We start from the raw sequence: 25,082 nt of genomic DNA on the forward strand, positions 1-25,082 counted from the left end.
CGCCGCCGCACTCCTGAGCCGGAATGCCGCAGCAGATTACCGGTGGAGGGTAAAGGAATCCGAGAAGCTGTAGCCGTCGGCGGGAATGAACCGGGCGGCAAGTTCATCCGCCGTCGCCATGACGTCCAAGGTCCCAAAGGCCGGGTCCTGGTTCTTTCCGGATGTGCTGGCGAAGTAGCGCATCTCCGGGTCCTCGGACCGGACGTTGTAGAGTCCGACGCCGCCAACGCCGACGGTGGCGAACACGGTCCCCGAGCCCTGGGCCATGGCGTCATCGGTATCGGCCAGGCATGCGGAGGCGAAGGTCGCGGGAACGAGTTCCGCGCAGCCTCCGCCCGTGGCCAGTTGATGCGTCCGCTGATAGACGTGGTCGTGGCCGGACAGGACCAGGTCCACCTGCTTTTCGATCAGCATATTCGTGAAGTCCTGCCCCGCCTGGCAGTCGTAGTTGCCGACGCTCAGGCACGGGGTATGCATGCCCACCACCGTCCAGGGGATGTTCTGCGATTTGGCCTCGTCGATGGCGTCCGCAGTCCAGCGCCAGCGTTCGCTGTCCCTTGAGTAGTCCAGCGGCTCCCCGCCACGGAAATCGATGCCGGGGGAAACCATGATGAAGCGGACAACCGGATTCTGCTCGGGGACATCGAGGCGCCATTGGACGCCGTATTCGCCCTGGAGGCCGGGCATCCTGTTGGGCAGGCACTGGACATACTTCTCGATGTCGCCATCCCGGCCGTCACTCTCGTGGTTTCCGGTCACCAACTGGTACGGGAAGTTCTCGCCGAGACGGGCGGTGACCATGTCGCAGAACTCCTGTTCGAGCCCGGCCTTGTATGCGAAGTCGCCCAGCGCCAGGTTCAGGTGGGGCTTGAGGCCGGCAACGGCGTCGAGCACTTTCTTGGCGCCCGAGCCTACGCCGATGTCACCTTGGGCGGTGAAGTGCACGGGCTCCCCGGCTGACGGCGCGGCAGACGACGACGGCGGTGCGGTGGATGGCGGTGGGGACGACGGCGCGGGGGACGACGGCGTGCCGGGGCTGGGGCGCGGTGCGGGTTCCGGCGGCCCGGGCTGGCAGGCGAAAAGCAACAGACCCAGGCTCAGCAAGCCAGCGCAGATACCCGCCTTGCCACGTTGCCCCAGGGACCTGGCCACGATTCCTCACATCATTTGGTTGATCAGGACTGTGTGAATAGTTCTGCGAAATTCGGTGATTGCCCGGCATTTATAGGCCAGAGTAACCCGGCCGTGGAGCGAAGGCCAGAGAACGCCTCGGCCCGGACAGCTGGATCCGCCGCCGGAAATCCCGCCGCCGCCGCGCGACGCCGCCGCCCGGCGTGGCCGCTGGCGTGTTGCGTGCCGCGTGTCCCGCGTCAGGGCCGGTGGGACCTAGCCCGGGACGGGCTTCCTCGTTAGCATGCAGAGTGGGGAATACCCCGACCGCCCGCGGGACAGGCCCGCCACCGCTTGAAGGAGACCGTTGTGACTCTGCCCGAAGGTTTGACCCCCGGAGTGTGGACATTGGACATGTCCCACAGCGAAATCGGTTTCAGCGTCCGCCACGCGGGCATCAGCAAGGTCCGCGGCCGGTTCAACGAGGCCTCCGCCGAGGCAAGGGTGCGCGAGTCGCTGGCGGACGCAAGCCTGCACGCCACGGTCAAGACCGCCAGCTTCGATTCGGGCGACGCCAACCGCGACGGCCACGTCCGCGGCCCGGACTTCTTCGACGTTGAGCAGTTCCCCGACATGACTTTTCGGGCCACCGGGATCCGGGGTGAGGGGGAAGACTATGTGCTGACCGGCGAGCTCACAATCCGTGGCGTCACCAAGCCGGTGGAGCTCGAAGTCGAGTACACCGGCGTGGCGGTGGACCCCTTCGGCGCCACCCGGGCCGGATTCAGTGCCGAGGCGGACATCAGCCGGAAGGAATTCGGCCTGACGTGGAACGCCGCCCTTGAAGCGGGCGGCCTGCTGGTCAGCGACAAGGTCAAGATCAACGTTGAGGCCGCCATGGTCAAACAGGCCGATACCTAAGCACCGACGAGGCGGGCCCAACCCGGCCGGGCACCCGTGGACCGGGCTCGTGGAAACCTGTCCGGGGTTGGGCGCGAAAATCAGGGATCTTTCCGGGTAAACCACTGATCCGAATGTCACTCCTACGGGCGAGAATTAATCCATGAAGACACTCCTGAACATCATCTGGCTGCTCTTCGGCGGCCTGTGGCTTGCCTTGGGATATTTCCTGGCCGGCGTCGTCTGCTGCCTGCTGGTCGTCACCATTCCGTGGGGCCTGGCCTCGTTCCGCATCGCGTCCTATGCCTTGTGGCCGTTCGGCCGCATGGTGGTGGACAAGCCCGGCGGCAACGGCATATTCACCCTGGTGGGAAATGTCATCTGGCTGCTTGTGGCCGGGATCTGGATCGCGATCGCACACGTCGTTACGGCCTTCGCCATGGCCATCACGATTATCGGCATTCCGCTGGCGATCGCCAATCTCAAGCTCATACCCATCTCGCTGATGCCGCTCGGGAAACAAATCATCCCGAGCAACACCCCGTATGTGACCGCCTACAGCCCCGGCCGGCGCTAGGCGGCGGCAGCGCAGCCAGCAGGCCGGGGGACTTCACCTGTCAGTTCAAGCAATCCGAGGGAGAGGGCCATGAGCCAACCGGCAAACGGCGAAACGGACCTCATGCTGGTCATTGTCCGCGAGTTCAGGGCGCCGATCCACGGCGTGTGGTCGGCTTTGACGGACCCGGACCAGGCTCCGCAGTGGTGGGGTCCGCGCGGCTTCCACGTCCCGCGTGAGAGCGTCGACGCGGACCTCGAAGTCGGCGGCCTGTACCGCGCCTGCATGATCCAGGACAGTACCGGGCAGCAATTCTGGTGGAGTGGGGTGCATACCGATGTCGAGCCGCCGCACCTGTTCATGTTCACCCATGCCTGGGACAAGCCGGACGGCACCCGCGGCTTCGAGACCGAGGTGACGATCCGGTTGGAGGAGATCGACGGCGGCACGCAGATGACCTTCACCCAGGGGCCGTTCGACTCTGCGGAAAGCCGCGACCGCCATGGCGAAGGGTGGCGCGAGTCGTTCGACCGGCTGGCGAATCACCTCAGCGTGGCTGCCTGAGCCGCCGGTCTCCGGTGGGAGGCCGGGGCACCGCTCACGCGAGTTCGCCCTGTAGGTTCCGGCGGGCCGCGTCCAGCCACAGTGTCCGGCCACGGTCGGTGTGGAAGAGCGGATCGAGCTGCAGCAGCTGGCGGACGACGGCGGCGCGGCCGGCGGCGAAGTCGGCGTCGCCGATGTGCGCGAAATCTTCCCTGACGGCGGCGAGGTAGCGGGCGTAGGCCTCCGGTTCCCCGCCGAGGACGGAGAGGTCGGCGTCGCTGAGCAGGGCGCCGTCGTCGTCTCCGGGCTCCGGACAGTGGTCGGCCGTCAGCAGCACCAGGCGCACCACTTCGTCCACCTCGGCGGCCGGGAGACCGGCATGCCGGAGCCGGTCGTCGGCCAGCCGCGCCGACTCTTCCTCGTCCTGGCCTGCCACGCCGCGGTAGACGGCGTCGTGGAACCAGGCGGCCAGCAGCACGGTGCGGGGCGGATCGGCCGGATCGCACAGCACGTCCAGGGCTTCCAGCACCGCCAGCAGATGGGTGCGGCCGTGGTACTTCCGGTGTTCCTCGCCCCAGCGGTCCAGCAGGTCCAGGAAGAGGGCGTCGTGGCCCGCCAACGCCTGGTTCCAGCGGTTCAGGAGCGGAACCCGGAGGGCCTTGACGCGCCGTCGGGCCGGGATCCGCAACCCGCTGGCGATCAACTTTCGGACGAGGACCCGGCCCTCCACAGGAATGGCGCCGGCCGCCACCAGGGCCTCGTATCGGGACTCGGCGACGTCGTAGTGGTCGCCGTCGAACGCTCGCCTCGGGATGCCGGCGGCTGCGGCGAAGGCGTGCAGTTCCGCCAGCGACGTGTCCGAGACCAGGTGGGAAAAGTGGGTTCCGTGGGCAGGCCAGAGCGGCGGATCGACGTAGACGGCCATGGTGGCAGTCTAGCCCCGACCGCGGACACGCGCGGCCCGGACTGCGGGCACCGGTGCGGCACCGGGCGGCCACCGCCGTCGGGGTCATGCCGCGACGGCGGGGCCACCGCCGTTGTGGTCATGCCGCGATGGCGGGTCGGATGTTCTGGTTGCCGCGGAACACGTTCCCGGGATCAAACTCAAGTTTCACTTCTGCCAGCCGGTTGTAGTTTTCGTCGCCGTAGGCCGCGCGGATCCGGGCCTGGCCTTCGTCGCCGATGAAGTTCAGCCAGACGCCCCCGGTCGCGTAGGGGGAGATGTCCTGGCGGAAGCGTTTGACCCATGCCTTCGCGTCCTGCCCGCCCTGCGGGGTGTCGCCCAGGCCGAACGGGTGGCTCACCCAGCTGGCGGTCCGGTTCAGCAGCGGGGTGGCCGCGGCGGCCGGCCCGCTCACCGCCCCGCCCCAATGGGCGATCAGTTGCTGGGAGCTTGGTCCCGGGAGGTTCCGGGCCGAGTCGATGATGACGTCCAGGGCGTCGTCGGAGAGATCGTCGTGATAGTCGGCGCTCCAGTAGTTGTACTTGCCCGGCGGGTCGTCCAGGGAGCACTGGAAGTCTGCGTAGCCGGTATCTTCCACCAGGTCCACAACAGGGCCCAGTTCCCGGTATGCCTTGGCATGTTCTTTGCCTTCCTCTGCATCCCCGGCGAAGACATACACGACGTATACCGCCATCTTGCCCACCATGGCCGCGGGCACGAAGGGTTCCGCCGGTGCAATCCCGTAGATGAGGGTGGCGGACTCTTCGTTGGGAGCCGCGGAGGCCAGGTCCCGGTATCCGCGGCTGAGTTCCGGGGCTGCGTCCCCGGGCCACATCAGCACCCCGGCATGCACGCTTGGCCCCAGCTGATGCAGGCCGAACGTAAAGGAGGTGGCGACGCCGAAGTTCCCGCCGCCGCCGTGAAGGGCCCAGAAGAGTTCGGGATTCTCCTGGGCGCTGGCCGTCACCTGCTCGCCGGTGGCGGTGACCAGATCGACGGAGACGAGGTCGTCGCAGGCGAAGCCGAAGGCGCGCTCAAGCCAGCCGGACCCGCCCCCGAGCGTGAAACCCGCGAGCCCGGTCGTGGAGACCCGCCCGCCCGTGATGGCGAGGCCGTATTCCTGGGTGGCGCGGTCAAACTCGCCGCAGGTGAGGCCCGCGCCCACCGTGGCAGTGCGGGCCTCCGGGTCCACCCGCACGGATTTCATCGGACGAACGTCAATCACGAGGCCGCCGTCGTTCGTGGACATGCCGGCTACGGAATGGCCGCCGGCCCGGACGGCGACTTCGAAGCCGTGTGTACGCGCGTACGCCAACGCCTCGGCCACCCCTTCAGGGCCGGCGCACGGGGCAATCACGGCCGGATGGCGGTCGATCATCGCGTTGAAGAGTCTTCGTGTTTCGTCGTATTCCGGGTGACCCGGCCTGACCCACCTCATGGCAGTGCTCCCTCGGTGACCGCAGCTCCGCCCCACTTTTCGAGCTTACGACTGCACGCCAGTTGTGGCTATGGCTCATTGCTTGGCCAGCCGCACACCGCCGGCGCCTTAGCCGCGGACACCTGTCCGCCGACCGGGTGTTCTGGCGCGGGCGGCTGGCGGGAGTGGACGGTGGGTTAGCCGCGGGCGTCGCGGACCGGGTGCTGGCTGACGATGGAAACCCGGTTGAACGCGTTCATCGTAATCGCCAGCCAGCTGACGGCGGAAAATTCTTCGGCAGTCAGGTGCCGCCTGGCCTGTGCGCCTTCGTGGTCGCGGGCATGGGCGTCAGAGATAGTGGTGATTGCCTCGGCCAGCGTCAGGGCTGCGCGTTCCTTTTCGGAGAACAGAGTGGTGTCGCGCCATGCGGGGAGGACGGCCAGGCGCTGGGCCGACTCGCCGTTCTTGACGGCATCGCCCACGTGCATGTCCAGGCAAAAGGCGCAGCCGTTGATCTGCGAAATGCGGACATTGAGCAACTCGATGAGTGTGTCGTCCAGCCCGGCCTCGACGGCGGCTTCCTTGGCTTTCAGGCCCAGCCCGTTGAGTGCGCGCCAGGCAGCGGGGTGAGCCTTGTCAAGGAATATGCTCCGGTGCCCGGGATCCTGCGGTGCCGTCGTGTCATTCATGGGTTCCACAATACCGACGGGCCTCGGCACGGCCCGGAGCGGCGTGTGACAATTCTGTCAAACCTGTGACAAGCTTTGGGGGTGGGAGTGTTTGGTCCGGCGGCCGGCTCCTTGGGGGACCCAGCCGCCGGACCGCTCCTTCTGAGCCCGGACTTTCGGGCAGCTACTTCCGAGCCGGGCTACTCCTTCCGAGCCGGTCCAGGTTTCGCGCCACCGAGCTCCGCTAGGCCGGGCTTCACGGAGTTGGTTTGCGCAAGTTGTCGCTGGGGGACATGTCCAGTTTTCAGCCAATCGTGCGGCTGCGGGGGACATGTCCAGTCTTCAGATCCGGGGATGAGCACAAAGGGCGTATGTCCACTGGCACGGGGCAGCAGAGGGCATGCCCGGTGGTCACACGTGGCGGGGATGGACATGTCCAGTTTTTGGGCAGTTTTGCGGAGCACGGGAGGACATGTCCAGTGGTCACGTCCGGCTGCGGGGGACATGTCCAGTCTCCAGGTCCGGGGATGGGCACAACGGGAGTATGTCCACTGGCGCGGGCCAAGGGAGGACATGTCCCGCGGACTCACAGGTGAGCAGGCGCGGCAGGAGCAGCACCAGCAGCATGGGAAGCCGCCGAAGCCGCACGGGCCAGTTCCGCCCCCGCGGCCTGCATGGCTGCCGGATCTCCGGCCACGATGATGCGGGCAAAGCTGTCGGCGTAGTCGCCGAGGTCCGGATCCACCGATCCCACCACCGCGTACACCGGCGTGGTGCCGGCACGGGCCAGGATGGCACCGATGATCTTCCCCTGGCCGGTCTGGGAATCCAGCCGGCCCTCGCCGACCACCACGGCGCTGCTGGCAGCCAGTTGCGCGTCGAAGCCCAGCAAATCCAGCACATAGTCCGCCCCTGACACCAGGCGGGCGCCGTAACGGGCCCACATTCCGCCGGAGAAGCCACCCGCCGCCCCGGTCCGGTCCACCAGCCGGGGATCGCGGCCGTAGTCCCGGGCGAACTCCGCCGCGAGCAGCTCGAGTTTGTGTGTCAGCAGCTCAACAGCGGCGGGCCCGGCTCCCTTCTGCGGCCCGAACACGCGTGCGGCGTCGGAAAAAGGCGTCGTGACATCGCTCAGGATCACCAGCTCGGCGCTGCGGAGCCCGCCGCGTTCCTCGATCGCGGCGATGGCGCCGGCCCCGCCGTCGGTGGTGGCCGAGCCCCCTGCCGCCACCACGATGCGGCGTGCGCCGTGCCGGGCGGCCTCCGCGATCATGACGCCGGTGCCGTACGTGCTCGCCGTCAGCGGGTCCCGGCCGCCGGCGGACGGCAGGTTGAGGCCGCTCGCGACGGCCAGTTCGACGACGGCGGTCCCGGTGGCGGTGAGCCCGACCGCCGCCTCGACGGGTTCGCCCCACGGCCCGACCGTGGTGACAAGGACGGGCCGGGCGTCCAGACCGCGGGCGAGGGCCTCGGTGGTGCCCTCGCCGCCGTCGGCCACGGGCAGCTCGCGGGCCGCCGCGCCGGCCGAGCGGATGCCGGCCGCGATGTGCCCGGCCACCTGGGCCGCCGTGAAGGTGCCCTTGAAACTGTCCGGGGCCACCAGGATGCTCATCGGCTCAGAACCCTACGTTTTCCCGGCCCTTGAGGTGCAGCATCTGCCGCGCCTCGTCGGGGGTGGCGACCTCAAAGTTGAGGGCTTCCAGGATGGTGCGGATCCGGGTGACCTGTTCGGCGTTGGACGCGGCGAGCTGGCCAGGACCGATCCACAGGGAATCCTCCAGGCCCACCCGGACGTGGGAGCCCATGGCGGCGCCGATCGTGGCGAGCGGCATCTGGTTCCTGCCGGCGCCCAGGATGGACCACTCGTAGTCCTCGCCGAGCAGGCGGTCCGCCGTGCGGCGCATGTGCATGAGGTCCTCGGGGTGCGCGCCGATGCCGCCGAGCAGGCCGAAGACCGACTGGACGAACAGCGGGCCCCTGGCCAGCCCGCGGCCGTGGAAGTGCGCGAGGTTGTTCAGGTGCGAGATGTCGTAGCACTCGAACTCGAAGCGGGTGCCGTTCTGGTTGCCGATGCCCAGAATGGTCTCGATGTCCTGGAAGGTGTTCTTGAAGACGAGGTCGCGGCTCTTTTCGAGCCCTTCGCGCTCCCAGTCGTGGCCGAACTCGGTGAAGCGGTCCAGCATCGGGTAAAGCCCGAAATTCATCGAGCCCATGTTGAGGGAGGCAAGCTCCGGCTTGAACAGCGCCGCCGGCTGCATCCGCTCCTCGACGCTCATGTGCGGCGAGCCGCCCGTGGTGATGTTGATGACGGCGTCGGTGTTGCGCTTGAGCTTGTCCAGGATCGGGGCGAAGTGCTCGGGGTCCTGGGAGGGGCGGCCGTCCCTGGGGTCGCGGGCGTGCATGTGGACGATCGCGGCGCCTGCCTCGGCGGCGCCGATCGCGGCGTCGGCGATCTCGTCGGGGGAGACGGGCAGGTGCGGGGACATGGACGGGGTGTGGATGGCGCCGGTGACGGCGCTGGTGATGATGACCTTGCGGGCAGCAGCCATGGGAATGTCTCCTTGGTGGGCAGGGCGGGGCAGTGTGGGTGCGGGGCGGGCGGCGGCCTGGGGCGGACCGGCTCCCCAGGCAGTTCAGTTCAGTTCAGGTCAGTAGAGCTTTTCGGTGTTGCCGTCCACGGCCAGAGCCTGGCCGTGGACGTTGCGGGCCATGTCGCTGGCCACGAAGGCGGCCATGTTGGCGATGTCCTCGGCCTCGATCAGCCGGCCCAGCGAGGACTGGTTGTGGTACAGCGCGGACACCTCGTCCGCCGGCAGCTCGAGCATCCGGGCTTTGGCGGCGATGACGGAGTCGATGCGTGGGCCGTTGACGGCGCCGGGGCAGATGGCGTTGACGCGGATGCCGTCCGGGCCAAGTTCGATCGCGAGGGTTTTGGTCAGCCCGACGACGGCCCACTTCGACGCCGAATAGGCGCTGCGGCCGGCCATGCCCAGCCGCCCGGCGGCCGAGGACAGGTTCACGATAGAGGCGCCGCTGCCCTCGCGCAACAGGGGCAGGGCATGCTTGATGCAGAAGAACTGACCATGGATGTTGACGTCGAAGGTTGCCTTCCACGCCGCGGCGTCGAGGGATTCCAGGGGTCCGGTGGGCCCGGCGATGCCGGCGTTGTTGACGAGGACGTCGAGGCCGCCCATTTCGACCCGGACGGTGTCCATGAGTTCGCGGACCTGGCCCTCGTCCGAGACGTCGCTGACCGCGGCGAGGAGCCCGTTGACGCGGGCCTTGTCGACGGCGTCGGGGTCGATGTCGGTGACGAAGACGGTGGCGCCGAGTTCCCGGAACTTGCTGGCGATGGCCAGGCCGATGCCGTTGGCTCCGGCCGTGACGAGAATGCGCTTGGCAGTGAAATCCATGAGTAGTCCTTGCAGTGAGATGGCTTGCGGACCCGCTCCGAACCCGCGGGTCCGGAACGGGCGGTGGGAGCAGTGCGTCAGTGGGCGGCCGGAACAATCGCGGGCTTCTCCGTGCCGCGCTTGAGCAGCAGGGACAGCAGCGCGCCGATGACGCACATGCCCACGATGAACCACAGGCCGGAGAGCTTGGAGCCGGTGGCGTCCTGCATGAAGCCCATGACATAGGGGCCCAGGAAGCCGCCGCAGAGGCCGATGGTGTTGACGAAGGCGATGCCGCCGGCGAGGGCGGCGCCGCTGAGGCGAGTGGCCGGGTAGGTGAAGAGGATCGGCTGCAGGGCGAAGAAATTGAAGGCGGCGAGGCAGAAGCCGATCATGCCCAGCAGCGGCCCGCCGACGGCGCCGAGGGCGAAGCCTGCGACGATGCCGGTCATGGTGCCGGTGACCAGCATCCGGGAGCGGCGGCCGTCGGTGGCGAAGCGGGGGACCAGCAGGGCGCCCGCCGCGGAGAAGATCCACGGGATGGCCGTCAGCAGGCCGATCTGCAGCGGGCTGAGCTTGCCGTACGTGCCGATGATGGAGGGCAGGAAGTAGGACAGGGCGTAGACGGCGATCTGGTGGGTGAAGTAGACGCCGACGACGAGGAGGATCTGCTTGTCCTTCAGGACATCGCGCAGCAGGTGGTTGCCGGAGGCCGCGGCGCCGGCGGTCTCCTCGGCGGCGATGCGGGCCTCGAGATCGGCGGATTCCTCGGCGGTGAGGAACGTCGCCATGCTGGGGCGGTCCGGGAGCTTCTTCCAGACGACGTAGGCGAGGACGCAGGCCGGGAGTCCTTCGACGAGGAACATCCACTGCCAGCCGTGCAGGCCGCCGAGCCCGTCAAAGGTCAGCAGCAGCCCGCCCAGCGGGGCCCCGACAATGTTGGCGATGGAGACGCCGAGCAGGAACATTCCGTTGGCCTTGGCGCGGTCCTTGACCACGAACCACTGCGTCAGGAAGTACATAACGCCCGGGAAGAGTCCGGCCTCGGCCACGCCGAGCAGCATCCGCATGATGTAGAAGGACCATTCGCCCTGGACGAAGGCCATGCCGGCGGAGATGATGCCCCAGGTGATCATGATCCGCATGATCCAGAACCGGGCGCCGACCTTGTGCATGATCAGGTTGGACGGGATTTCGGACAGGGCATAGGTCAGGAAGAACAGCCCGGCGCCGATGCCGTACGCGGTGGCCGAGATGCCGAGGTCGATCTCCAGCCGGTCCTTGGCCATACCGATGTTGGTGCGGTCCAGGAAGGCCATGATGTAGGCGCCGATCAGCAGCGGCATGACGCGGCGTAAGATCACGCCGTTGATTTCCTGTGGTGTGCGCATCTTCTTTGTTGCGGATACAACTGACATGGGTCGGGGTCCTTGGCTCGTTGGCGGGATAGGTGGTCAGGGAGGGCATGCGGAAAGGGCAAACGGGAGGTAGGCGGCAGTGCGCGCGGCGCGTGGTTCGTCAGGGTCGCGGGAACGGGTGGGGCTGGCCGCGGACGAGTCGGCCCGCGCGTGGCGCGGCCTCAGCTGTCAGGAGGCGTGCAGCCGCACGTCCGCCCGACGTGCAGGCGGTGCCGGCACACTTTCGAGGTGTAGGTGGCGGACGGGGAATCGATGCGTTTGAGCAGCATGGCGAACGCCTCGTTGGCCATTTCCTGCTGCGGTTGGACAATGCTGGTCAGGTTGATCAGCCCGGAGCGGCTGTGCGGCAGCCCGTCACAGCCGACGACGGCGACGTCGTCCGGGATGCGAAGGCCGCGCGACAAGGCGTATTCCATGACGCCGATGGCAAGCTCGTCGCTGCCGCACACCACGGCCTGCGGCGGCGTTTCGGCAGAGAAGAGCCGCTCCGCCGCCAGCCGGCCGCCCTCGTTGTTGACCCTGGTGCTGATCTTCCGGTCGCCGCTGATCGTGATGCCCGCCGCGGCGGCTGTGCGGACAAACGCCTGTTCGCGGGCCAGGGAGGCCGTTGAGAACCGGGGGCCGATCACTGTGGCGATTTCGGTGAAGCCGTGGCTGAGCATGTGCTGCATCAGCGTGGTGGCTGCCGCGTCGTCGTCGATCCCGACGAAATCCGAGTCGAGGAAGTCCGCCCTGCGGGACAGGCACACGTAGGGGATGCGGGCCGCCCTCAGCGTGCGGAGCGCGGTGGCGTCGTCCCGGAGCGAGGCGGCCAGGATGATGCCATCGACGTTGCGGTGCGCGAGTGTCGAGGTGACCTGGGCGAGCACCTCCGGATCGTCCTGGGTAGTGGCGACGAACACTTCGTAGCCGGACTCCGCCGCGGCCGTAATGACGCCCTGCGCCCAGCGTGGAAACATCGGATTGATGATGTTCGGCAGGATCAGCCCGATGACCCGGGTCCGCTGCGGGTCGGTTGACTGCGACGGCTTACGGGGCCTGAAGCCGAGCTCGTTCGCCACGTGGATGATGTGGCGCCGGGTCTCGGGCGAGACGCCGCCTTTGCCGTTGAGGACGTAGGAAACCGCAGCCGAGGAAACCCCTGCGGCGCGGGCCACGGCAGCGGCCGAAACCGGCGGTACGGGGCCGTCGACGGTGGCGCTTATGGCGTGTTCGTGCATGTCCGGCCCTCCTTCGCGTCGGTTCGTTTTGCTGTGACCCCAGTTACAGTAAGGAGCCCGCCGATCGTTAAGCAACGTTAAGTCATTCACGCGGGCCGCGCAGGCTAAGGGCCGCCGGGCATGCTCATTGTTCACGCCCGGCCCGAGGGGACATGCCCAATGTTTGTGGCCGGCCCGAGGGGACATGCCCAATGTTGGCGTCCGGGCCGGGGGGACATGTGCAGCCGTGGACCCGGGCGCTGGGCATAGTGGCACTATGTCCACTCTTCGGGCGCGGGGGAGGGCATGTCCCGCGGCGGGGGTGCGCGGGGGAGGGCATGTCCCGCGGCGGGGGGGGCGTCCGGGTGGCCGCGGGCGGTCGGCCCTAGACAGGCGTTTCGCTGTCGGCAAACATGGAGCCAGCCTCCCTCATTTCAAACTTGAGCGATGTAGACTCAACTTTGATATCAGGACCATTCCGGAAGGAGCCCTCGTTGGACGCCAAATTCACCACCAAGAGCCAGGAGGCCCTCGCTGCGGCCGCCATGAACGCCTCGACCGCGGGCAACCCGCAGCTCGAGCCCGCTCACTTGCTCAAGGCCCTCATGGACCAGCGGGAGGGCGTCGCCGTCGCGCTGCTCCGCGCCACCGGCGCCGACCCGGACGCCGTCAGCGTCCAGGCGAGCACCGCCATCAAGGCCCTTCCGTCGACCTCCGGGAGCAGCGTGCAGCAGGCGCAGTTGTCCCGGGCAGGGCTGCAGGCGATCAAGAATGCCCAGAACGAGGCCGAGCGGCTCGGGGACGCCTTTGTTTCCACCGAACACCTGCTGCTGGGCCTTGCCGCCGGGACCGACGGCGTCGGGAGGCTTCTGCGCGAGGCCGGCGCCTCGCACGAGGCACTGCTGGCCGCCCTGCCGGGCTTCCGAGGCGGCCGCAAGGTGGACAACGCTGACCCCGAAAACTCCTTCCAGGCGCTGGAGAAGTACGGCACCGACCTGACTGCGATTGCCCGCTCGGGCAAGCTGGACCCTGTGATTGGCCGCGATGCCGAAATCCGGCGGATCATCCAGGTCCTGAGCCGCCGCACCAAGAACAACCCCGTCATCATCGGCGAGCCCGGCGTGGGCAAGACCGCCGTCGTCGAAGGACTTGCCCAGCGAATCGTGGCGGGCGACGTCCCCGAAAGCCTGCGCGGCAAGACGCTGATCGCCCTGGACCTCGCCTCGATGGTGGCCGGGGCGAAGTACCGCGGCGAATTCGAGGAGCGGCTCAAGGCTGTCCTGGAAGAGATCAAGAACTCTGAGGGGCAGATCGTCACGTTCATTGACGAGCTCCACACGGTGGTGGGTGCCGGCGCCACCGGGGACAGCTCCATGGATGCCGGCAACATGCTCAAGCCCATGCTGGCCCGCGGCGAGTTGCGCCTCATCGGTGCGACCACGCTGGACGAGTACCGGGAGAACATCGAGAAGGACCCCGCCCTGGAACGCCGGTTCCAGCAGGTCTACGTGGGCGAGCCCAGCGTGGAGGACACCATCGGCATTTTGCGCGGCCTCAAGGAGCGCTACGAGGCGCACCACAAGGTTGCCATCGCCGACTCCGCCCTGGTTGCCGCCGCCACGCTCTCCAACCGGTACATCTCCGGCCGGCAGCTGCCGGACAAGGCGATCGACCTCGTGGACGAGGCCGCGTCCCGGCTGCGCATGGAGATCGATTCCTACCCGGAGGAGATTGACCAGCTGCGCCGCTCCGTGGACCGCCTGACCATGGAGGAGTTAGCCCTCGCAAAAGAGAAGGACCCTGCCTCCGTGGAGCGGCTGGCTACACTCCGCGCGGACAAGGCGGACAAGAATGAAGAACTGGCCGCGCTGAACGCCCGCTGGGAAGCCGAGAAGGCCGGCCTCAACAGAGTGGGAGACCTGAAGGCCAAGCTGGACGAACTCCGCTCGGCAGCGCAAAAGGCCCAGCGCGAAAGCGATTGGGAGACCGCGTCGAGGATCGAGTATGGCGATATTCCTGCCCTTGAGCGGGAACTCAATGTGGCCGCCGAAGCGGAGTCGGCCCGGGTGGCCGGCGGCGGGGCCAAGCAGGATCTCATGGTGGCCGACCAGGTTACCGCCGACGACATCGCCGAGGTGATTTCGGCCTGGACCGGCATCCCCGCGGGGCGCATGCTCCAGGGCGAGAGCCAGAAGCTGCTGAACATGGAGCACGTGCTGGGCGAGCGGCTGATCGGCCAGAAGCAGGCCGTCGCCGCGGTCTCCGACGCCGTGCGCCGCGCCCGCGCCGGGATCAGCGACCCCAACCGGCCCACCGGCTCGTTCCTGTTCCTCGGCCCCACCGGCGTCGGCAAGACCGAACTCGCCAAGTCCCTCGCGGACTTCCTGTTCGACGACGAGCGCGCGATGGTGCGGATCGACATGTCCGAATATTCGGAGAAGCACTCCGTGGCCCGGCTCGTCGGGGCGCCTCCCGGGTACGTCGGCTACGAGGAGGGCGGCCAACTTACCGAGGCCGTGCGGCGGCGCCCGTACTCCGTGCTGCTGCTTGACGAAGTGGAAAAGGCCCATCCGGAGGTCTTTGACATCCTCCTGCAGGTGCTCGACGACGGCCGGCTCACCGACGGGCAGGGCCGCACCGTGGACTTCCGCAACGTGATCCTGGTGCTCACCTCGAACCTGGGCAGCCAGTTCCTCGTGGACCCCAACCTCGACGCCGCGGCCAAGAAGAACGCCGTCATGGCCACGGTCAACGCTTCTTTCAAGCCGGAGTTCCTCAATCGGCTCGACGAAGTGGTGCTGTTCGATCCGCTGAGCGTGGAGGAGCTCTCCCGGATCGTGGAACTGCAGGTCAAGGAGCTGGGCGAGCGGCTCAAGGGCCGCCGGCTGAACCTCGAAGTTACCGAGGGTGCCCGCGCCTGGCTGGCCGTATCCGGCTTCGATCCCGCGTACGGCGCGCGGCCGCTGCGCCGCCTGGTGCAGCGCGAGATCGGCGACCGGCTCGCAAAGGCCATCCTGGCCGGCGAAATCGCCGACGGCGACACCGTCCTGGTGGACACCGCGCCGGACCTGATGGAACTCACCATGGGCGGCCTGGGGGACAGGGAGCTGACCAGCGGCGGCGCGGCCACGGGCACCGGGCTCTCGGTCCGGCGCAAGGAGTAGGCGCCGGCCCGGGTGCGCTCGGTGCCACTGGCAGCCCGGTCCCGTCCCGGCCGCCAGTGGCGCTCAGCACCCTGCCGGCGGGCCAACACCGTGCGCCTTGCCAGCGCACTTGGCCGGGCAAGCCTAGGGCAGCAGGGACTCCTTGATGACGTTTCCACCGTTCGCCGCGGCGTAGCAGTCGACCCGCCGGTCGCCCATCTCCCAGCTGCGCGGGCTCGGGTAGGCCAGCTTGTAGCTCAGGTCGTAGTCGCCGGCCTTTGCCGTGAGCGGAGCCGCCTTGCAGGCATCGCGGGCCTTCTGCTTGAGCTGGTCCCGGCCGGGGTACGAGTCATCTGGCCCGTATTTTTCCACCGCGACCAGCTGCGCCGAGTGGCCGGTGGCGCAATCCACGACGGTGGACTGTTGCGCATCCGGGTCGAAGTCCTTGAAGCAGTCCCGCAGCTGGAAGTCCAGGGGGCTGACGCCTTCCAGCGGCAACGCCCCGCGGCTGGCGGGGGCGGACGCCGACGAAGCGGCGGGGGCCGGGCTGTCGTTGTCCGCGGAGGCCTGGCCGCTGCCGGCAATTGCGGCCACAGCCCACCAGACCAGAAGCGCAAGCACCACGAGGACCGCCGCGGCCACGCCGAGCCGCTTTGGCCCCTGCCGGCGGATCCGGCGGACCAGGGGACGTGCCCGCCGTGAGAGAGCCTTCTTGGTGCGTGAGAGCGCTTTCCTGGCGCCGGCGAACGCGGTGCCGGCAAGGGCCGGGCGCGCGGGCTTCGCCGCTGCGGGTGCCGCCGCAGGATTCGTGGGCCGCGCACGGTCGGCTGTAATGACGGGCAGGGCGGACGTCGGCGGCCTCGAGGGCGGCGGCGGGATAGTCCCGGCGTCGTTCCTTGGATTCTCTTCGGTCACTGAGAAATTCACCACTTCCGTGCGTCTTTGCCGGGGCTGGAGGCCCGGCGTAGCGGCCCTTTTCTGGGCGCACATCACGAAACTCTATCGAAGATGCGCGGCACCGCGCATGCGCCAGCGGCTGCGGCCACCGTTGCGGGAGGCGCCACACTGTCCACAGGGGGCGGGCCGGCGAGCAGTTGGCGCCGAAAGCATGTAATCTAGGTGTACGACAAATTGACCAAACATTCCGGGGCCTCACCGATCGCCAAAAGGTGACCACCTCCGGTCCAAGTACAAAAGGGGGTCACGCCATGGGGCGCGGCCGTCAAAAGGCAAAAGCTACCAAGCAGGCTCGGGACATCAAGTACTACTCCCCGAACACTGACTATTCGGCCCTTCAGCGCGAGCTCACGGGCCCGGGAAGTCGTGCCACGAGCCACTTCGCGGATGACCCGGTTGAACCGGATTATTCAGCGTATGTGGATAAGTACGCGGACGATGTGGAAGACGACGACGACGAGGTTGATTCCCGTCGCATAGGTTAGTCGACGCTTCCTTCCGGCAGTTTTCTCCGGGGGATCCATCCGGCACCGCGGTGCCAGCCAAAGATTTTCGGGCCGCCGGCCACACCTGTAACAGGCGTGGCCGGCGGCCTTTCTTGTGCCCGCAGCCGTCCGTATCCGGGCCGGCCGGCTGGCCCGCGCTGCGCCGCGGATGAGCGCGGATGAGCCGGCGCAGTTGTCACCGGCGGGGCGCCGGGCTAGGTTGTTCGTGCCGGATTTTCCCGGACGCCACACCGATGCCCCGGAAGGACTGCCATGACCATGCGCAAAGGATTCGCCGAGGGCGAGCTCTGCTGGACGGACCTCCAGACCCCCGACGTGGAGACGGCGAAGGTCTTTTACTCGGAGGTTTTCGGCTGGCGGTTTGAAGACCTGCCCACTCCGGACGGACGCAGCTACGCGAAAGCCTTCCTGGGCGACGACCTGGTTACCGTGCTCGCGCCGCAGAACCCACGGCAGGAAGCCGCGGCCGAACCGGGCCGGTGGAACGTGTACTTCGCGGTCGACGACGCGCGGGACCTGGCCACCGAACTGGCCCATTCCCCCGGGCACCTTGAATTCGGCCCCGAGGAGATCGGTGACACCGGCGTCATGGTCTTCTTCGCCCCGCCCGGCGGCGGAACCACCGGGGCCTGGCAGGCCGGCAGCCACATCGGAGCCGGCCGGAGCCAGGAGGCGGGCACCTTGGCCTGGGCCGAACTGCTCACGCCGGAACCGCAGGCCGCCGTCGGCTTCTTCCAACAGCTCTTCGGGCACGACGTCACCGAATACCCCCAGGACGACGGCGGCACCTACTCCACGCTCATGGTGGGCGGCGCCGAGGTGGCCGGCATCGCCCGGGTCCCCGGCGACGCGCAGGACACGCTCGAGCCGGGGTGGCAGGTCTACTTCGGCGTCTCCGACGTCGCAGCGGCGGTGCAGGCTGCGGTGGCCGCGGGCGGAGTCGTGCTGATCGAACCGGACGAGATCGAGGAAGCCGGCACCATCGCCACCCTCAAGGATCCGCAGGGCGGCGTCTTCAGCCTGCTGGAGGTTTAGGGCCGCGGCTTAAACGGATCGAGTGCTCCCCAGCTGCCGTTCTGAGCGTTCAAAACGGCAGCTGGGGAGCACTCGACATGGGTCGGGCCCGTTTAGGCGTAGGCGTTGACCAGCCTGACGGCGCCGCCGTCGACGCCCTTGGCGCCCTGGACGTAATCCGGGCCGGTTTTGAGGACCGCATCCGAGTTCTGCTCGACGGTGCCCATGATCCAGGACGGCAGGCCGCGGTCGTTGAGCCGGTTCACGGCGGCGTCGGCCGCTTCCGGCGAAACAATGGCGACCATGCCCACGCCCAGGTTCAGGGTGCGCTCGAGGTCGGCCAGCGGGACGTTGCCGAGCTCGGAAACCAGCTTGAAGATGGCCGGGAGCTCCCAGGTGGAGCGGTCGACGGTGGCCAGCAGGCCCTGCGGGAGGACGCGGGCGAGGTTGGCTGCGAGGCCGCCGCCGGTCACGTGGCTGAAGCCGTGGACGGCCTTGCCGGCCGCGGAGCCGTTCACCGGGAAGGTGCGGGCGAGGTCCAGGCAGTCCGCGGCGTAGACGCGGGTGGGCTCGAGGAGCTCCTCGCCCAGGGTGCGGCCGAGCTCGGAGACCTGGCGGTCCAGGGCCCAGCCGGCGTGGTTGATGACGCGGCGGACCAAGGAGTAGCCGTTGGAGTGCAGGCCGGAGGAGGCCATGCCGATCACCACGTCGCCGGCGCGGACGCGGTCCGGGCCGAGCAACTGGTCGGCCTCGACGACGCCGGTGGCGGCACCGGCGACGTCGTACTCGTGTTCACCGAGCAGGCCGGGGTGTTCGGCGGTTTCGCCGCCCACCAGGGCGGTGCCGGCGACGGAGCAGGCGGCCGCGATGCCGCGGACGATGTCGGCGATGCGCTCCGGGACCACCTTGCCGCAGGCGATGTAGTCGGTCATGTACAGCGGTTCTGCGCCCACGACGACGATGTCGTCCACCACCATGCCGACGAGGTCGTAGCCGATGGTGTCGTGGATGTCCATGGCCTGGGCGATTGCCACCTTGGTGCCGACTCCGTCCGTGGAGGTGGCCAGCAGCGGGCGCCTGTAGGTCAGCAGCCGGGAGACGTCGTAGAGGCCCGCGAACCCGCCGACGCCGCCGATCACCGAGGCGTTGTGGGTTGCCTTGACGGCGTCCTTCATGAGTTCGACGGCGCGGTCTCCCGCTTCGACGTCGACGCCGGCGGAGGCGTAGGTGATGCCGGCGTTCTGGGCGGCGTTCATGTCAGCGGCCGGGGAGGCGGAAGTCATACTGGCTCTTTCTTGTCGGCTGTGGTGACGCGGTCGGCATCGGTGAGCAGTTCTTCGAATTCTGAGTCCGGCCCCGGATCGCAGCCGGTGGCGCCGGCCTTCTCGGCCGGATCGTCGGAGATCGACGTGCCGGGTTCGGCGTCGGACGCTGCGGAGGCCGCGGGCGCCGCGCCGGAAGCAGCCGTGGCGGGCGGGAGGCCGCCGAGGTCGGTGCGCTCGAGCAGGTTCTTGCCGAGCTTGTCCGCGCCGGGCAGCTCGATCGGGTACTTGCCGGTGAAGCAGGCGGTGCAGAGACGCTCGCGCGGCTGGCGGGTGGCGTCGATCATGCCGTCTTCGGAAATGTAGGCGAGCGAGTCGGCGCCGATGGCCTGGGTGATCTCGTCGATGGTGGCGCCGTTGGCGATCAGTTCCGCCCGGGAGGCGAAGTCGATGCCGTAGAAGCAGGGCCACTTGACCGGCGGGGAGGAAATCTTGATGTGGACGCTTGCGGCGCCCGCCTCCCGGAGCATCCGCACGATGGCGCGCTGGGTGTTGCCGCGGACGATCGAGTCGTCCACCACCACGACACGCTTGCCGCGGATCACGGATTCGAGGGCGTTGAGCTTGAGCCGGATGCCGAGCTGGCGCAGGGTCTGCGAGGGCTGGATGAACGTCCGGCCCACGTAGGAGTTCTTGACGAAGCCGTGCGCGAAGGGGATGCCCGATTCCTCGGCGTAGCCGACCGCAGCGGGGGTGCCGGATTCCGGCACGGGGATGACGATGTCCGCTTCCTGGGTGTTTTCGCGGGCCAGCTGGCGGCCCATTTCGACGCGGGATTCGTACACCGAGCGGCCCGCAATGGAGGCGTCCGGGCGGGCGAGGTAGACGTATTCGAAAACGCAGCCGGCCGGCGTCGCCTCGGCGAAGCGCTGCGAGCGGACGCCGTCCTCGTCGATCGCGATGAATTCGCCGGGTTCGATTTCGCGGATGAAGCTGGCGCCGACGGTGGCGAGGGCGGACTGCTCGGAGGCAACCACCCAGCCGCGTTCAAGCCGGCCCAGGCACAGCGGGCGGATCCCGTAGGTGTCGCGGGCCGCGTAGAGGGTGCCCTCATCCATGAAGACGAAGCAGAAGCCGCCCTTGATCTTGGGCAGCAGCTCCATGGCCGTCTGCTCCAGGGACTTGCCCTCTTCGCCCTCCAGGAGCGCGGTCACCAGGGCGGTGTCCGAGGTGTTGCCCTGCTTCATCTCGCCGCTGAGGTTCCCGCCGTTGCGGTCCTCGATCATCGCCTTGAGCTCGGCCGTGTTGGTCAGGTTGCCGTTGTGGGCCAGGGCCACGGTGCCCGTGGACGTCGCGCCCAGGGTGGGCTGGGCGTTGGCCCAGTGGCTCGCACCGGTAGTGGAATAGCGGCAGTGGCCGACGGCCAGGTGCCCGGTCAGGGTGTTCAGCGTGGTCTCGTCGAAGACCTGGGAAACGAGGCCCATGTCCTTGTAGACGTTGATCCGCTTGCCGTCGCTGGTTGCTATGCCAGCCGACTCCTGACCGCGGTGCTGCAGTGCATACAGCCCGTAGTAGGTGAGTTTTGCTACTTCTTCACCGGGTGCCCAGACCCCAAAGACGCCGCATGCGTCCTGAGGGCCTTTTTCGCCTGGGAGAAGATCATGAGAAAGTTTTCCATCGCCGCGTGCCACTGGTCGATTATCTCACGATGTGCGCTAAGACTTTTCCGGCGGCCGGTTTATGACCTGACGCCCTTCAGCGGAGGTTCCCGCTGCGGCCCTCGTCGTCGGCGTCCGGTGCGGATTCGACGACGGCGTGCTCGGCGCGGCGGACGCTCCGGCGGTCCAGGACCAGGGCGGTCGCGGCACCCACGATGACGCCGCCGGCCGCGCAGAGGACCATGAAGAAGCCGAAGACCGAGGAGCGGTCGAAGCTCGGGTCACCGGGCAGGGCGTAGGCGATGATGGCCGCGACGGCCACGCCCAGGAGCCCGCCCAGGATCAGGAAGGGAACATATTTCGGGGCCCGGCGGACGGTGACCTCACGGCGCTCCGGAACGCCGCCCTGAACGTTGCCCTGTGCCGGTTCCCGCTGGGGGTCGTTGCCTGCTGTGCCGGGGGTTTCGTGGGGAGACATGCCGTTAAGCCTACTGCCCTTCGACTCATTGCCGCGGACCGCATCCCAGAGCAGACTAGGGCTAGGTACAGACGAGCTAAGGATCCGCCATGTTAGCCTCAGCCGACCGTGTTCGTGAGGAGCAGCGCTTGCTCTGGGATGAATTCTCGGCGGGCTGGAAGAAATGGGACGCGGAACTGCTCGGCTGGCAGGCCCCGTTCGGCGACGCCCTCCGCCAGGAGCTCCGGCTCCGCCCCGACTCAGCGGTGCTGGACGTCGCGGCAGGCACGGGGGAGCCCGGCCTCAACGTGGCCGCGCAGGTGCCGGAGGGCCGCGTGGTCCTGACTGACATTTCGGCCGGAATGCTCCGGGTGGCAGAAGAGAAGGCATCGGCCCGGCGCCTGAACAACCTGGACTTTCAAGTGTGCGATTCGGCCGCCCTGCCGTTCCGCAACAACACGTTCGACGCCGTGTACAGCCACTTCGGTTTGATGTTCTTCCCCGTGATGTCCGCGGCCATGGCAGAGATGGCGCGCACCGCGAGGCCGGGCGCCCGGGTGGGCGCCGTCGTCTGGGGACGCGCGGCGGCAAACCCCTGGGCCAGCCTGATCCTGGGCACAATTGCCCGGCACCGGGAACTGCCCATTCCGCCCGCCGAGACTCCCGGGCTGTTCCGCTGCGCACCAACCGGTTTCATGACCCGCATGTTCAAGGAGGCCGGGCTGGCCGAGGTGGCCGAGCACCAGGTCAGCACCGACCTGGTGCACGAATCCCCGGAGAGCTACTGGGAGTTCATGACCGACATCGCGACCACCGTGGCGATGGGCCTGGCCAAGGCGGACGCGGAGTCGCGGGCCCTGATCCGCTCGGATGTGTTCGCTCTGCTGGGCCGCTACGAGCACGACGGCGCGATCCGGCTCCGGTCCACCGCCACCGTGGTGGCGGGGACCAAGGTCTAGCCAAGCGGGCGGCCCCGGACTGTTTGCGACGCTGCGGAGCGGTGCGGCGTCAGACGCCCAGCGCTTCCTTTAACGACGCCACGTGGCCCTGGGCCTTGACCTGGTACTGCGCCAGTTTCACGTTGCCCTCGGGGTCCAGCACCACGGTGGAGCGGACGATGCCCTCCGTGACCTCGCCGTGGACCAGCTTCTCGCCCCACGCGCCGTAGGCCAGTGCGACAGCGTGGTCCTCGTCGGCCAGGAGCGGGAAGGTCAGGGCGAAGTCGCCGGTGAAGTGGGCCAGGGCTTCGGGGGCGTCGGGGGAGATGCCCAGGACTTCGTAGCCTGAGCCCTGCAGGGACGCGAGGTTGTCTCGGAAATCGCACGCCTCGGTCGTGCAGCCCGGGGTCGCGGCCTGCGGGTAGAAGTACACAATGACGTTCTTGCCGCGGTAATCGGCCAGGGCCACCGGCTTGCCTTCGGCGTCCGGCAGGGTGAAATCCGGGGCCGGCGTGCCGGGCTGAAGCTTGACGGTCATGTTTGCGCTCATGATGATCCTTCGGGGAGGGGACAATGGGTCTGTGATGCACAACATCGTGGACCCAGGCTGTATTCCGCCGGCTGAGCCTGGCAAGGACCCGTCCGGGGCGGCTTTGGCAGGCTTGGGGCCGACAGCTTTTTCATAGCTCCGGCATAGCGGCCGTAGCTAGATTGAAGTCATTATGGAACAGCAAAATCCACAGCAGCGACGATTTGGATTCGGGCGCACTTCCGGCCGCGGGCGCGTCGAGTGACCGTCCGGCCACGGGCCCTGATGGGTGCGGTCTGTGCAGCAGTGCTCGCGGTCGTCCTGGCCGCAGGTATCTATTCCTTTGCGCAAGCCCGCTTGACGGCGGCGAATCCCACGGCGGCGAATCCCACGGCGGCGAATCCCACGACGGCGAATCCCACGACGACGTCGGCCGCGCAGTCTGCCGCGACGACAGCTGAGGCCGGTGCTTCGCCGTCAGCCAGTCTCAATGCTGCGGTCCAGGCATCCGGCCCGGCGTCGGGCGCGGTGGACGCGGCCCTGGACGCGCGCATCCAGGCCATTCTCGCTGCCAACAGCCAGTACCAGATCGGCGTGGCGCTGGTCGGCCTCTCCCAGGGCGCCGGTTCCGCGGACGTCCACGAATACGGTGTCCGGGAGAAATTCGTGGCCGCGAGCACAGCCAAAGTCCTGGCCGCGGCGGCCTACTACCACTTGGTCGAAACCGGGGCGGCCAGCCTCGATGACCCTTTGGGGAGCTACACCGCCGGCTTCCAGCTCCGGGAGATGATCCAGCAGAGCGACAATGACTCGTGGTCGCTGATCATGGACGCAGTGGGCCACGAGGAACTGACAGAGTACGCGGCGTCGCTGGGTGTGAGCTATGACCCGGAAACCAACACGCTGACACCGGCGGAAATGGCGACCATCGTCTCCCGCCTCTACTCCGGGACGCTCCTGAACGCCGACCACACCGCCGAGCTGTTGTCCTATATGCAGGACACCAACTACGAAACACTCATTCCCGCCGCAGTGCCGGACGGGATCACGGTCTTCCACAAGTACGGGCTCCTGGGCGGTGAACTGCACGACGCCGGCATCCTCGCCCGGGACGGCACCGCATACGCCCTGGTGATCTACACCAAGGGCAAGGACCTGAGCGACGTCCCGGAACGCACTGAAGTGATCCATCAGCTGACGCAGGCGGTGGCGGGCGCCGTCTTCTAGGCTGTTTCCAGCCCGCGCATGTCCGGGTCCGCCCGCATGGCGTCCGAGCCCCTAGATGCCAAGCTCCTCCCGCAGCGCCCGCACGTGGCCCTGCGGACTGACGTGGTATTGCGCCAGGACCACGTTGCCATCGGGACCGACAACCACGGTGGACCGGACCGTGCCTTCGCGGACCTCGCCGTCCATCAGCTTCTCGCCCCAGGCGCCGTACGCGAGGGCCACAGCGTGGTCTTCGTCCGCGAGCAGGGGGAACGTGAGCGCATGTTCCGCGGCAAAGGCGGACAGGGCCTCCCGGGCGTCGGGTGAGATGCCAAGGACCTCGAAGCCTGCGCCGTGGAGGGCAGCGAGGCTGTCGCGGAAGTCGCAAGCCTCGGTGGTGCACCCGGGAGTGGCTGCGCGGGGGTAGAAGTAGATGATGACGTTTTTGCCGCGATAATCGGCCAGGGAGATCCGGCGGCCCGCAGCATCTGGCAGCGTGAACCCGGGTGCTGGATCTTCGCTGTGCAGCTTAGTGATGGCGTGCAGCTTGGTGGTCACGGTGGATTGCATGCAGTTCCTTCGATCGAGGGTCGGGATGGTTGTGGCAGCGGAGCTCAGATGCTGTATTCCGCTGGTCCGCGGACCGTCGCCCGCGGACTGGGGACGAAGCGGTAGCCGCCGCTGCGGACGGTGACGACGGCGTGCCGGCAGCCCTTGAGTTTCCGGCGCAACCGGCCGACGTACACGTCGATGGACCGGGTTGCCGCGCCCGGGGTGTCGAACGCGTCGAGGCAAAGCTGCAGCTCCTGCCGGCTTACCGTGCGGGAGCAGTTCTGCACGAGACATCTCAGAAGCGTGAACTCCAGATCCGTCAGGGGCACCCGCTCTCCATCCAGCCTGGCGTCTCCGGCCGCGAGGTCGACGGCGAGCCGGCTGATGCTGCCGGGGACGGGCTCCAGGCCCGCCCCGCCGGTGTCCCCGGCGGGATCTGCTGTTCCCGCCGGGGTGCCGTCGTCTCCGGGGGACCGGACGACGGCGGATGTTGCGGCTCCGGCGGCGGGCCTAAAGTGGACTTCCGCCTCCGGGGCCCATCTGAGGGCGCGGCCGAGCACGAGTTCGGCCGCGCGGGCCAGGCACACCGGGTCAACCTCGGAGTCGTCCGGCACCGTGACCCAGACCGCCAGTCCCTTCGCGGTGAGGCCGGCCTGCCGTGCCTGCCCGTTATGCCGGGCCCGTCCGTGAACGGCGGGCGGGGTGCCGGCCACG

Annotated in this window: 25 protein-coding genes; 8 read left to right on the forward strand and 17 right to left on the reverse strand. The window is 68.2% G+C overall.

The window, feature by feature from the left end:
- Nucleotides 1-36: 36 nt before the first annotated feature.
- Complete coding sequence (locus tag ARTB_RS12070; protein ID WP_243180639.1) at nt 37-1,152, reverse strand: metallophosphoesterase; 1,116 nt, start codon at nt 1,150-1,152, stop codon at nt 37-39.
- Nucleotides 1,153-1,479: 327 nt separating this feature from the next.
- Here ARTB_RS12070 and ARTB_RS12075 point away from each other — a divergent pair, with 327 nt between their 5' ends.
- The 3 genes from ARTB_RS12075 (at nt 1,480) to ARTB_RS12085 (ending at nt 3,130) form a co-directional block, all read left to right on the forward strand.
- Nucleotides 1,480-2,031, forward strand: coding sequence for a YceI family protein (locus ARTB_RS12075; RefSeq protein ID WP_028275465.1), 552 nt, complete (start codon nt 1,480-1,482; stop codon nt 2,029-2,031).
- Nucleotides 2,032-2,173: 142 nt separating this feature from the next.
- Entirely contained in the window at nt 2,174-2,587 is a 414-nt protein-coding gene (locus tag ARTB_RS12080) for a YccF domain-containing protein (protein WP_028275466.1), read from the forward strand.
- 69 nt (nt 2,588-2,656) lie between these two features.
- The gene (locus tag ARTB_RS12085) at nt 2,657-3,130 is read left to right on the forward strand and encodes an SRPBCC family protein (RefSeq protein WP_243180640.1); all 474 of its coding nucleotides are present in this window, start codon (nt 2,657-2,659) and stop codon (nt 3,128-3,130) included.
- A 34-nt stretch (nt 3,131-3,164) separates the two neighbouring features.
- On the opposite strand, the gene ARTB_RS12090 is transcribed toward ARTB_RS12085, so the two are convergent.
- The 8 genes from ARTB_RS12090 to ARTB_RS12125 form a co-directional block, all read right to left on the reverse strand.
- Complete coding sequence (locus ARTB_RS12090; protein ID WP_243180641.1) at nt 3,165-4,034, reverse strand: DUF4031 domain-containing protein; 870 nt, start codon at nt 4,032-4,034, stop codon at nt 3,165-3,167.
- A 118-nt stretch (nt 4,035-4,152) separates the two neighbouring features.
- Nucleotides 4,153-5,490, reverse strand: coding sequence for an FAD-binding oxidoreductase (locus ARTB_RS12095; protein WP_243180642.1), 1,338 nt, complete (start codon nt 5,488-5,490; stop codon nt 4,153-4,155).
- A gap of 176 nt (nt 5,491-5,666) precedes the next feature.
- A complete protein-coding gene (locus ARTB_RS12100) occupies nt 5,667-6,158 on the reverse strand; it encodes a carboxymuconolactone decarboxylase family protein (RefSeq protein ID WP_243180643.1) in 492 nt (163 codons plus the stop codon).
- 565 nt (nt 6,159-6,723) lie between these two features.
- Nucleotides 6,724-7,749 (reverse strand): glycerate kinase, encoded by a 1,026-nt coding sequence (locus ARTB_RS12105; protein ID WP_243180644.1) that lies wholly within the window; start codon nt 7,747-7,749, stop codon nt 6,724-6,726.
- Nucleotides 7,750-7,753: 4 nt separating this feature from the next.
- On the reverse strand, nt 7,754-8,686 hold the full coding sequence (locus ARTB_RS12110; RefSeq protein WP_243180645.1) for a 3-keto-5-aminohexanoate cleavage protein: 933 nt from the start codon (nt 8,684-8,686) through the stop codon (nt 7,754-7,756).
- Nucleotides 8,687-8,785: 99 nt separating this feature from the next.
- Entirely contained in the window at nt 8,786-9,550 is a 765-nt protein-coding gene (locus ARTB_RS12115; protein WP_243180646.1) for an SDR family oxidoreductase, read from the reverse strand.
- A 77-nt stretch (nt 9,551-9,627) separates the two neighbouring features.
- Complete coding sequence (locus tag ARTB_RS12120) at nt 9,628-10,947, reverse strand: MFS transporter (protein WP_243180647.1); 1,320 nt, start codon at nt 10,945-10,947, stop codon at nt 9,628-9,630.
- Nucleotides 10,948-11,108: 161 nt separating this feature from the next.
- Nucleotides 11,109-12,167 carry a LacI family DNA-binding transcriptional regulator gene (locus tag ARTB_RS12125; protein WP_243180648.1) on the reverse strand — a complete coding sequence of 353 codons (1,059 nt, stop codon included), beginning with the start codon at nt 12,165-12,167 and terminating at the stop codon, nt 11,109-11,111.
- A gap of 473 nt (nt 12,168-12,640) precedes the next feature.
- Between ARTB_RS12125 and clpB the strand changes: the two genes are divergently transcribed.
- Nucleotides 12,641-15,310 (forward strand): ATP-dependent chaperone ClpB, encoded by a 2,670-nt coding sequence (clpB, locus tag ARTB_RS12130; protein ID WP_243180649.1) that lies wholly within the window; start codon nt 12,641-12,643, stop codon nt 15,308-15,310.
- Nucleotides 15,311-15,433: 123 nt separating this feature from the next.
- Here the strand turns inward: clpB and ARTB_RS12135 are convergent, their stop codons facing one another.
- Nucleotides 15,434-16,204 (reverse strand): septum formation family protein, encoded by a 771-nt coding sequence (locus ARTB_RS12135; protein ID WP_243180650.1) that lies wholly within the window; start codon nt 16,202-16,204, stop codon nt 15,434-15,436.
- Nucleotides 16,205-16,497: 293 nt separating this feature from the next.
- Between ARTB_RS12135 and ARTB_RS12140 the strand changes: the two genes are divergently transcribed.
- Both ARTB_RS12140 and ARTB_RS12145 read left to right on the forward strand, forming a co-directional pair.
- Nucleotides 16,498-16,731: a DUF3073 domain-containing protein gene (locus tag ARTB_RS12140; RefSeq protein ID WP_018774150.1), complete on the forward strand. Its 234-nt coding sequence runs from the start codon at nt 16,498-16,500 to the stop codon at nt 16,729-16,731.
- Nucleotides 16,732-17,004: 273 nt separating this feature from the next.
- Complete coding sequence (locus ARTB_RS12145) at nt 17,005-17,787, forward strand: VOC family protein (RefSeq protein WP_243180651.1); 783 nt, start codon at nt 17,005-17,007, stop codon at nt 17,785-17,787.
- Between the two features lie 92 nt (nt 17,788-17,879).
- Here the strand turns inward: ARTB_RS12145 and purM are convergent, their stop codons facing one another.
- From purM to ARTB_RS12160, 3 genes are all read right to left on the reverse strand, one after another.
- Nucleotides 17,880-19,049: a phosphoribosylformylglycinamidine cyclo-ligase gene (purM, locus tag ARTB_RS12150; protein ID WP_243180652.1), complete on the reverse strand. Its 1,170-nt coding sequence runs from the start codon at nt 19,047-19,049 to the stop codon at nt 17,880-17,882.
- Nucleotides 19,046-20,719, reverse strand: a complete 1,674-nt coding sequence (purF, locus tag ARTB_RS12155) for an amidophosphoribosyltransferase (RefSeq protein WP_028275477.1) — start codon at nt 20,717-20,719, stop codon at nt 19,046-19,048. Before purF ends, purM begins: the two co-directional genes overlap by 4 nt.
- Nucleotides 20,720-20,783: 64 nt before the next feature.
- Complete coding sequence (locus tag ARTB_RS12160) at nt 20,784-21,164, reverse strand: hypothetical protein (RefSeq protein WP_243180653.1); 381 nt, start codon at nt 21,162-21,164, stop codon at nt 20,784-20,786.
- A gap of 89 nt (nt 21,165-21,253) precedes the next feature.
- Between ARTB_RS12160 and ARTB_RS12165 the strand changes: the two genes are divergently transcribed.
- Nucleotides 21,254-22,102, forward strand: a complete 849-nt coding sequence (locus tag ARTB_RS12165; protein WP_243180654.1) for a class I SAM-dependent methyltransferase — start codon at nt 21,254-21,256, stop codon at nt 22,100-22,102.
- A gap of 49 nt (nt 22,103-22,151) precedes the next feature.
- Here ARTB_RS12165 and bcp read toward each other — a convergent pair whose 3' ends face one another.
- Nucleotides 22,152-22,631: a thioredoxin-dependent thiol peroxidase gene (gene bcp, locus ARTB_RS12170; protein WP_243180655.1), complete on the reverse strand. Its 480-nt coding sequence runs from the start codon at nt 22,629-22,631 to the stop codon at nt 22,152-22,154.
- 314 nt (nt 22,632-22,945) lie between these two features.
- Nucleotides 22,946-23,164 carry a hypothetical protein gene (locus ARTB_RS12175; protein ID WP_243180656.1) on the reverse strand — a complete coding sequence of 73 codons (219 nt, stop codon included), beginning with the start codon at nt 23,162-23,164 and terminating at the stop codon, nt 22,946-22,948.
- Between ARTB_RS12175 and ARTB_RS12180 the strand changes: the two genes are divergently transcribed.
- Nucleotides 23,139-23,837 carry a serine hydrolase gene (locus tag ARTB_RS12180; RefSeq protein WP_243180657.1) on the forward strand — a complete coding sequence of 233 codons (699 nt, stop codon included), beginning with the start codon at nt 23,139-23,141 and terminating at the stop codon, nt 23,835-23,837. The two genes, ARTB_RS12175 and ARTB_RS12180, sit on opposite strands and share 26 nt — an antisense overlap.
- A gap of 51 nt (nt 23,838-23,888) precedes the next feature.
- On the opposite strand, the gene ARTB_RS12185 is transcribed toward ARTB_RS12180, so the two are convergent.
- Together ARTB_RS12185 and ARTB_RS12190 are read right to left on the reverse strand one after the other, a co-directional pair.
- Nucleotides 23,889-24,386, reverse strand: coding sequence for a peroxiredoxin (locus ARTB_RS12185; protein ID WP_243180658.1), 498 nt, complete (start codon nt 24,384-24,386; stop codon nt 23,889-23,891).
- Between the two features lie 44 nt (nt 24,387-24,430).
- Complete coding sequence (locus ARTB_RS12190) at nt 24,431-25,081, reverse strand: winged helix-turn-helix domain-containing protein (protein WP_243180659.1); 651 nt, start codon at nt 25,079-25,081, stop codon at nt 24,431-24,433.
- Nucleotide 25,082 lies beyond the last annotated feature (1 nt).

Source organism: Arthrobacter humicola, assembly GCF_022803015.1.
In the GTDB taxonomy this organism is placed as follows: domain Bacteria; phylum Actinomycetota; class Actinomycetes; order Actinomycetales; family Micrococcaceae; genus Arthrobacter; species Arthrobacter humicola_A.

Coding starts and splice junctions, on each gene's coding strand:
- ARTB_RS12080 (WP_028275466.1), top strand. CDS start 2,174: ATGAAGACACTCCTGAACATCATCTGGCTGCTCTTCGGCGGCCTGTGG.
- ARTB_RS12085 (WP_243180640.1), top strand. CDS start 2,657: ATGAGCCAACCGGCAAACGGCGAAACGGACCTCATGCTGGTCATTGTC.
- ARTB_RS12090 (WP_243180641.1), bottom strand. CDS start 4,034: ATGGCCGTCTACGTCGATCCGCCGCTCTGGCCTGCCCACGGAACCCAC.
- ARTB_RS12095 (WP_243180642.1), bottom strand. CDS start 5,490: ATGAGGTGGGTCAGGCCGGGTCACCCGGAATACGACGAAACACGAAGA.
- ARTB_RS12100 (WP_243180643.1), bottom strand. CDS start 6,158: ATGAATGACACGACGGCACCGCAGGATCCCGGGCACCGGAGCATATTC.
- ARTB_RS12105 (WP_243180644.1), bottom strand. CDS start 7,749: ATGAGCATCCTGGTGGCCCCGGACAGTTTCAAGGGCACCTTCACGGCG.
- ARTB_RS12110 (WP_243180645.1), bottom strand. CDS start 8,686: ATGGCTGCTGCCCGCAAGGTCATCATCACCAGCGCCGTCACCGGCGCC.
- ARTB_RS12115 (WP_243180646.1), bottom strand. CDS start 9,550: ATGGATTTCACTGCCAAGCGCATTCTCGTCACGGCCGGAGCCAACGGC.
- ARTB_RS12120 (WP_243180647.1), bottom strand. CDS start 10,947: ATGTCAGTTGTATCCGCAACAAAGAAGATGCGCACACCACAGGAAATC.
- ARTB_RS12125 (WP_243180648.1), bottom strand. CDS start 12,167: ATGCACGAACACGCCATAAGCGCCACCGTCGACGGCCCCGTACCGCCG.
- ARTB_RS12140 (WP_018774150.1), top strand. CDS start 16,498: ATGGGGCGCGGCCGTCAAAAGGCAAAAGCTACCAAGCAGGCTCGGGAC.
- ARTB_RS12145 (WP_243180651.1), top strand. CDS start 17,005: ATGACCATGCGCAAAGGATTCGCCGAGGGCGAGCTCTGCTGGACGGAC.
- purM (WP_243180652.1), bottom strand. CDS start 19,049: ATGACTTCCGCCTCCCCGGCCGCTGACATGAACGCCGCCCAGAACGCC.
- ARTB_RS12160 (WP_243180653.1), bottom strand. CDS start 21,164: ATGTCTCCCCACGAAACCCCCGGCACAGCAGGCAACGACCCCCAGCGG.
- ARTB_RS12165 (WP_243180654.1), top strand. CDS start 21,254: ATGTTAGCCTCAGCCGACCGTGTTCGTGAGGAGCAGCGCTTGCTCTGG.
- bcp (WP_243180655.1), bottom strand. CDS start 22,631: ATGAGCGCAAACATGACCGTCAAGCTTCAGCCCGGCACGCCGGCCCCG.
- ARTB_RS12175 (WP_243180656.1), bottom strand. CDS start 23,164: ATGCGCGCGTCCAGGGCCGCGTCCACCGCGCCCGACGCCGGGCCGGAT.
- ARTB_RS12185 (WP_243180658.1), bottom strand. CDS start 24,386: ATGCAATCCACCGTGACCACCAAGCTGCACGCCATCACTAAGCTGCAC.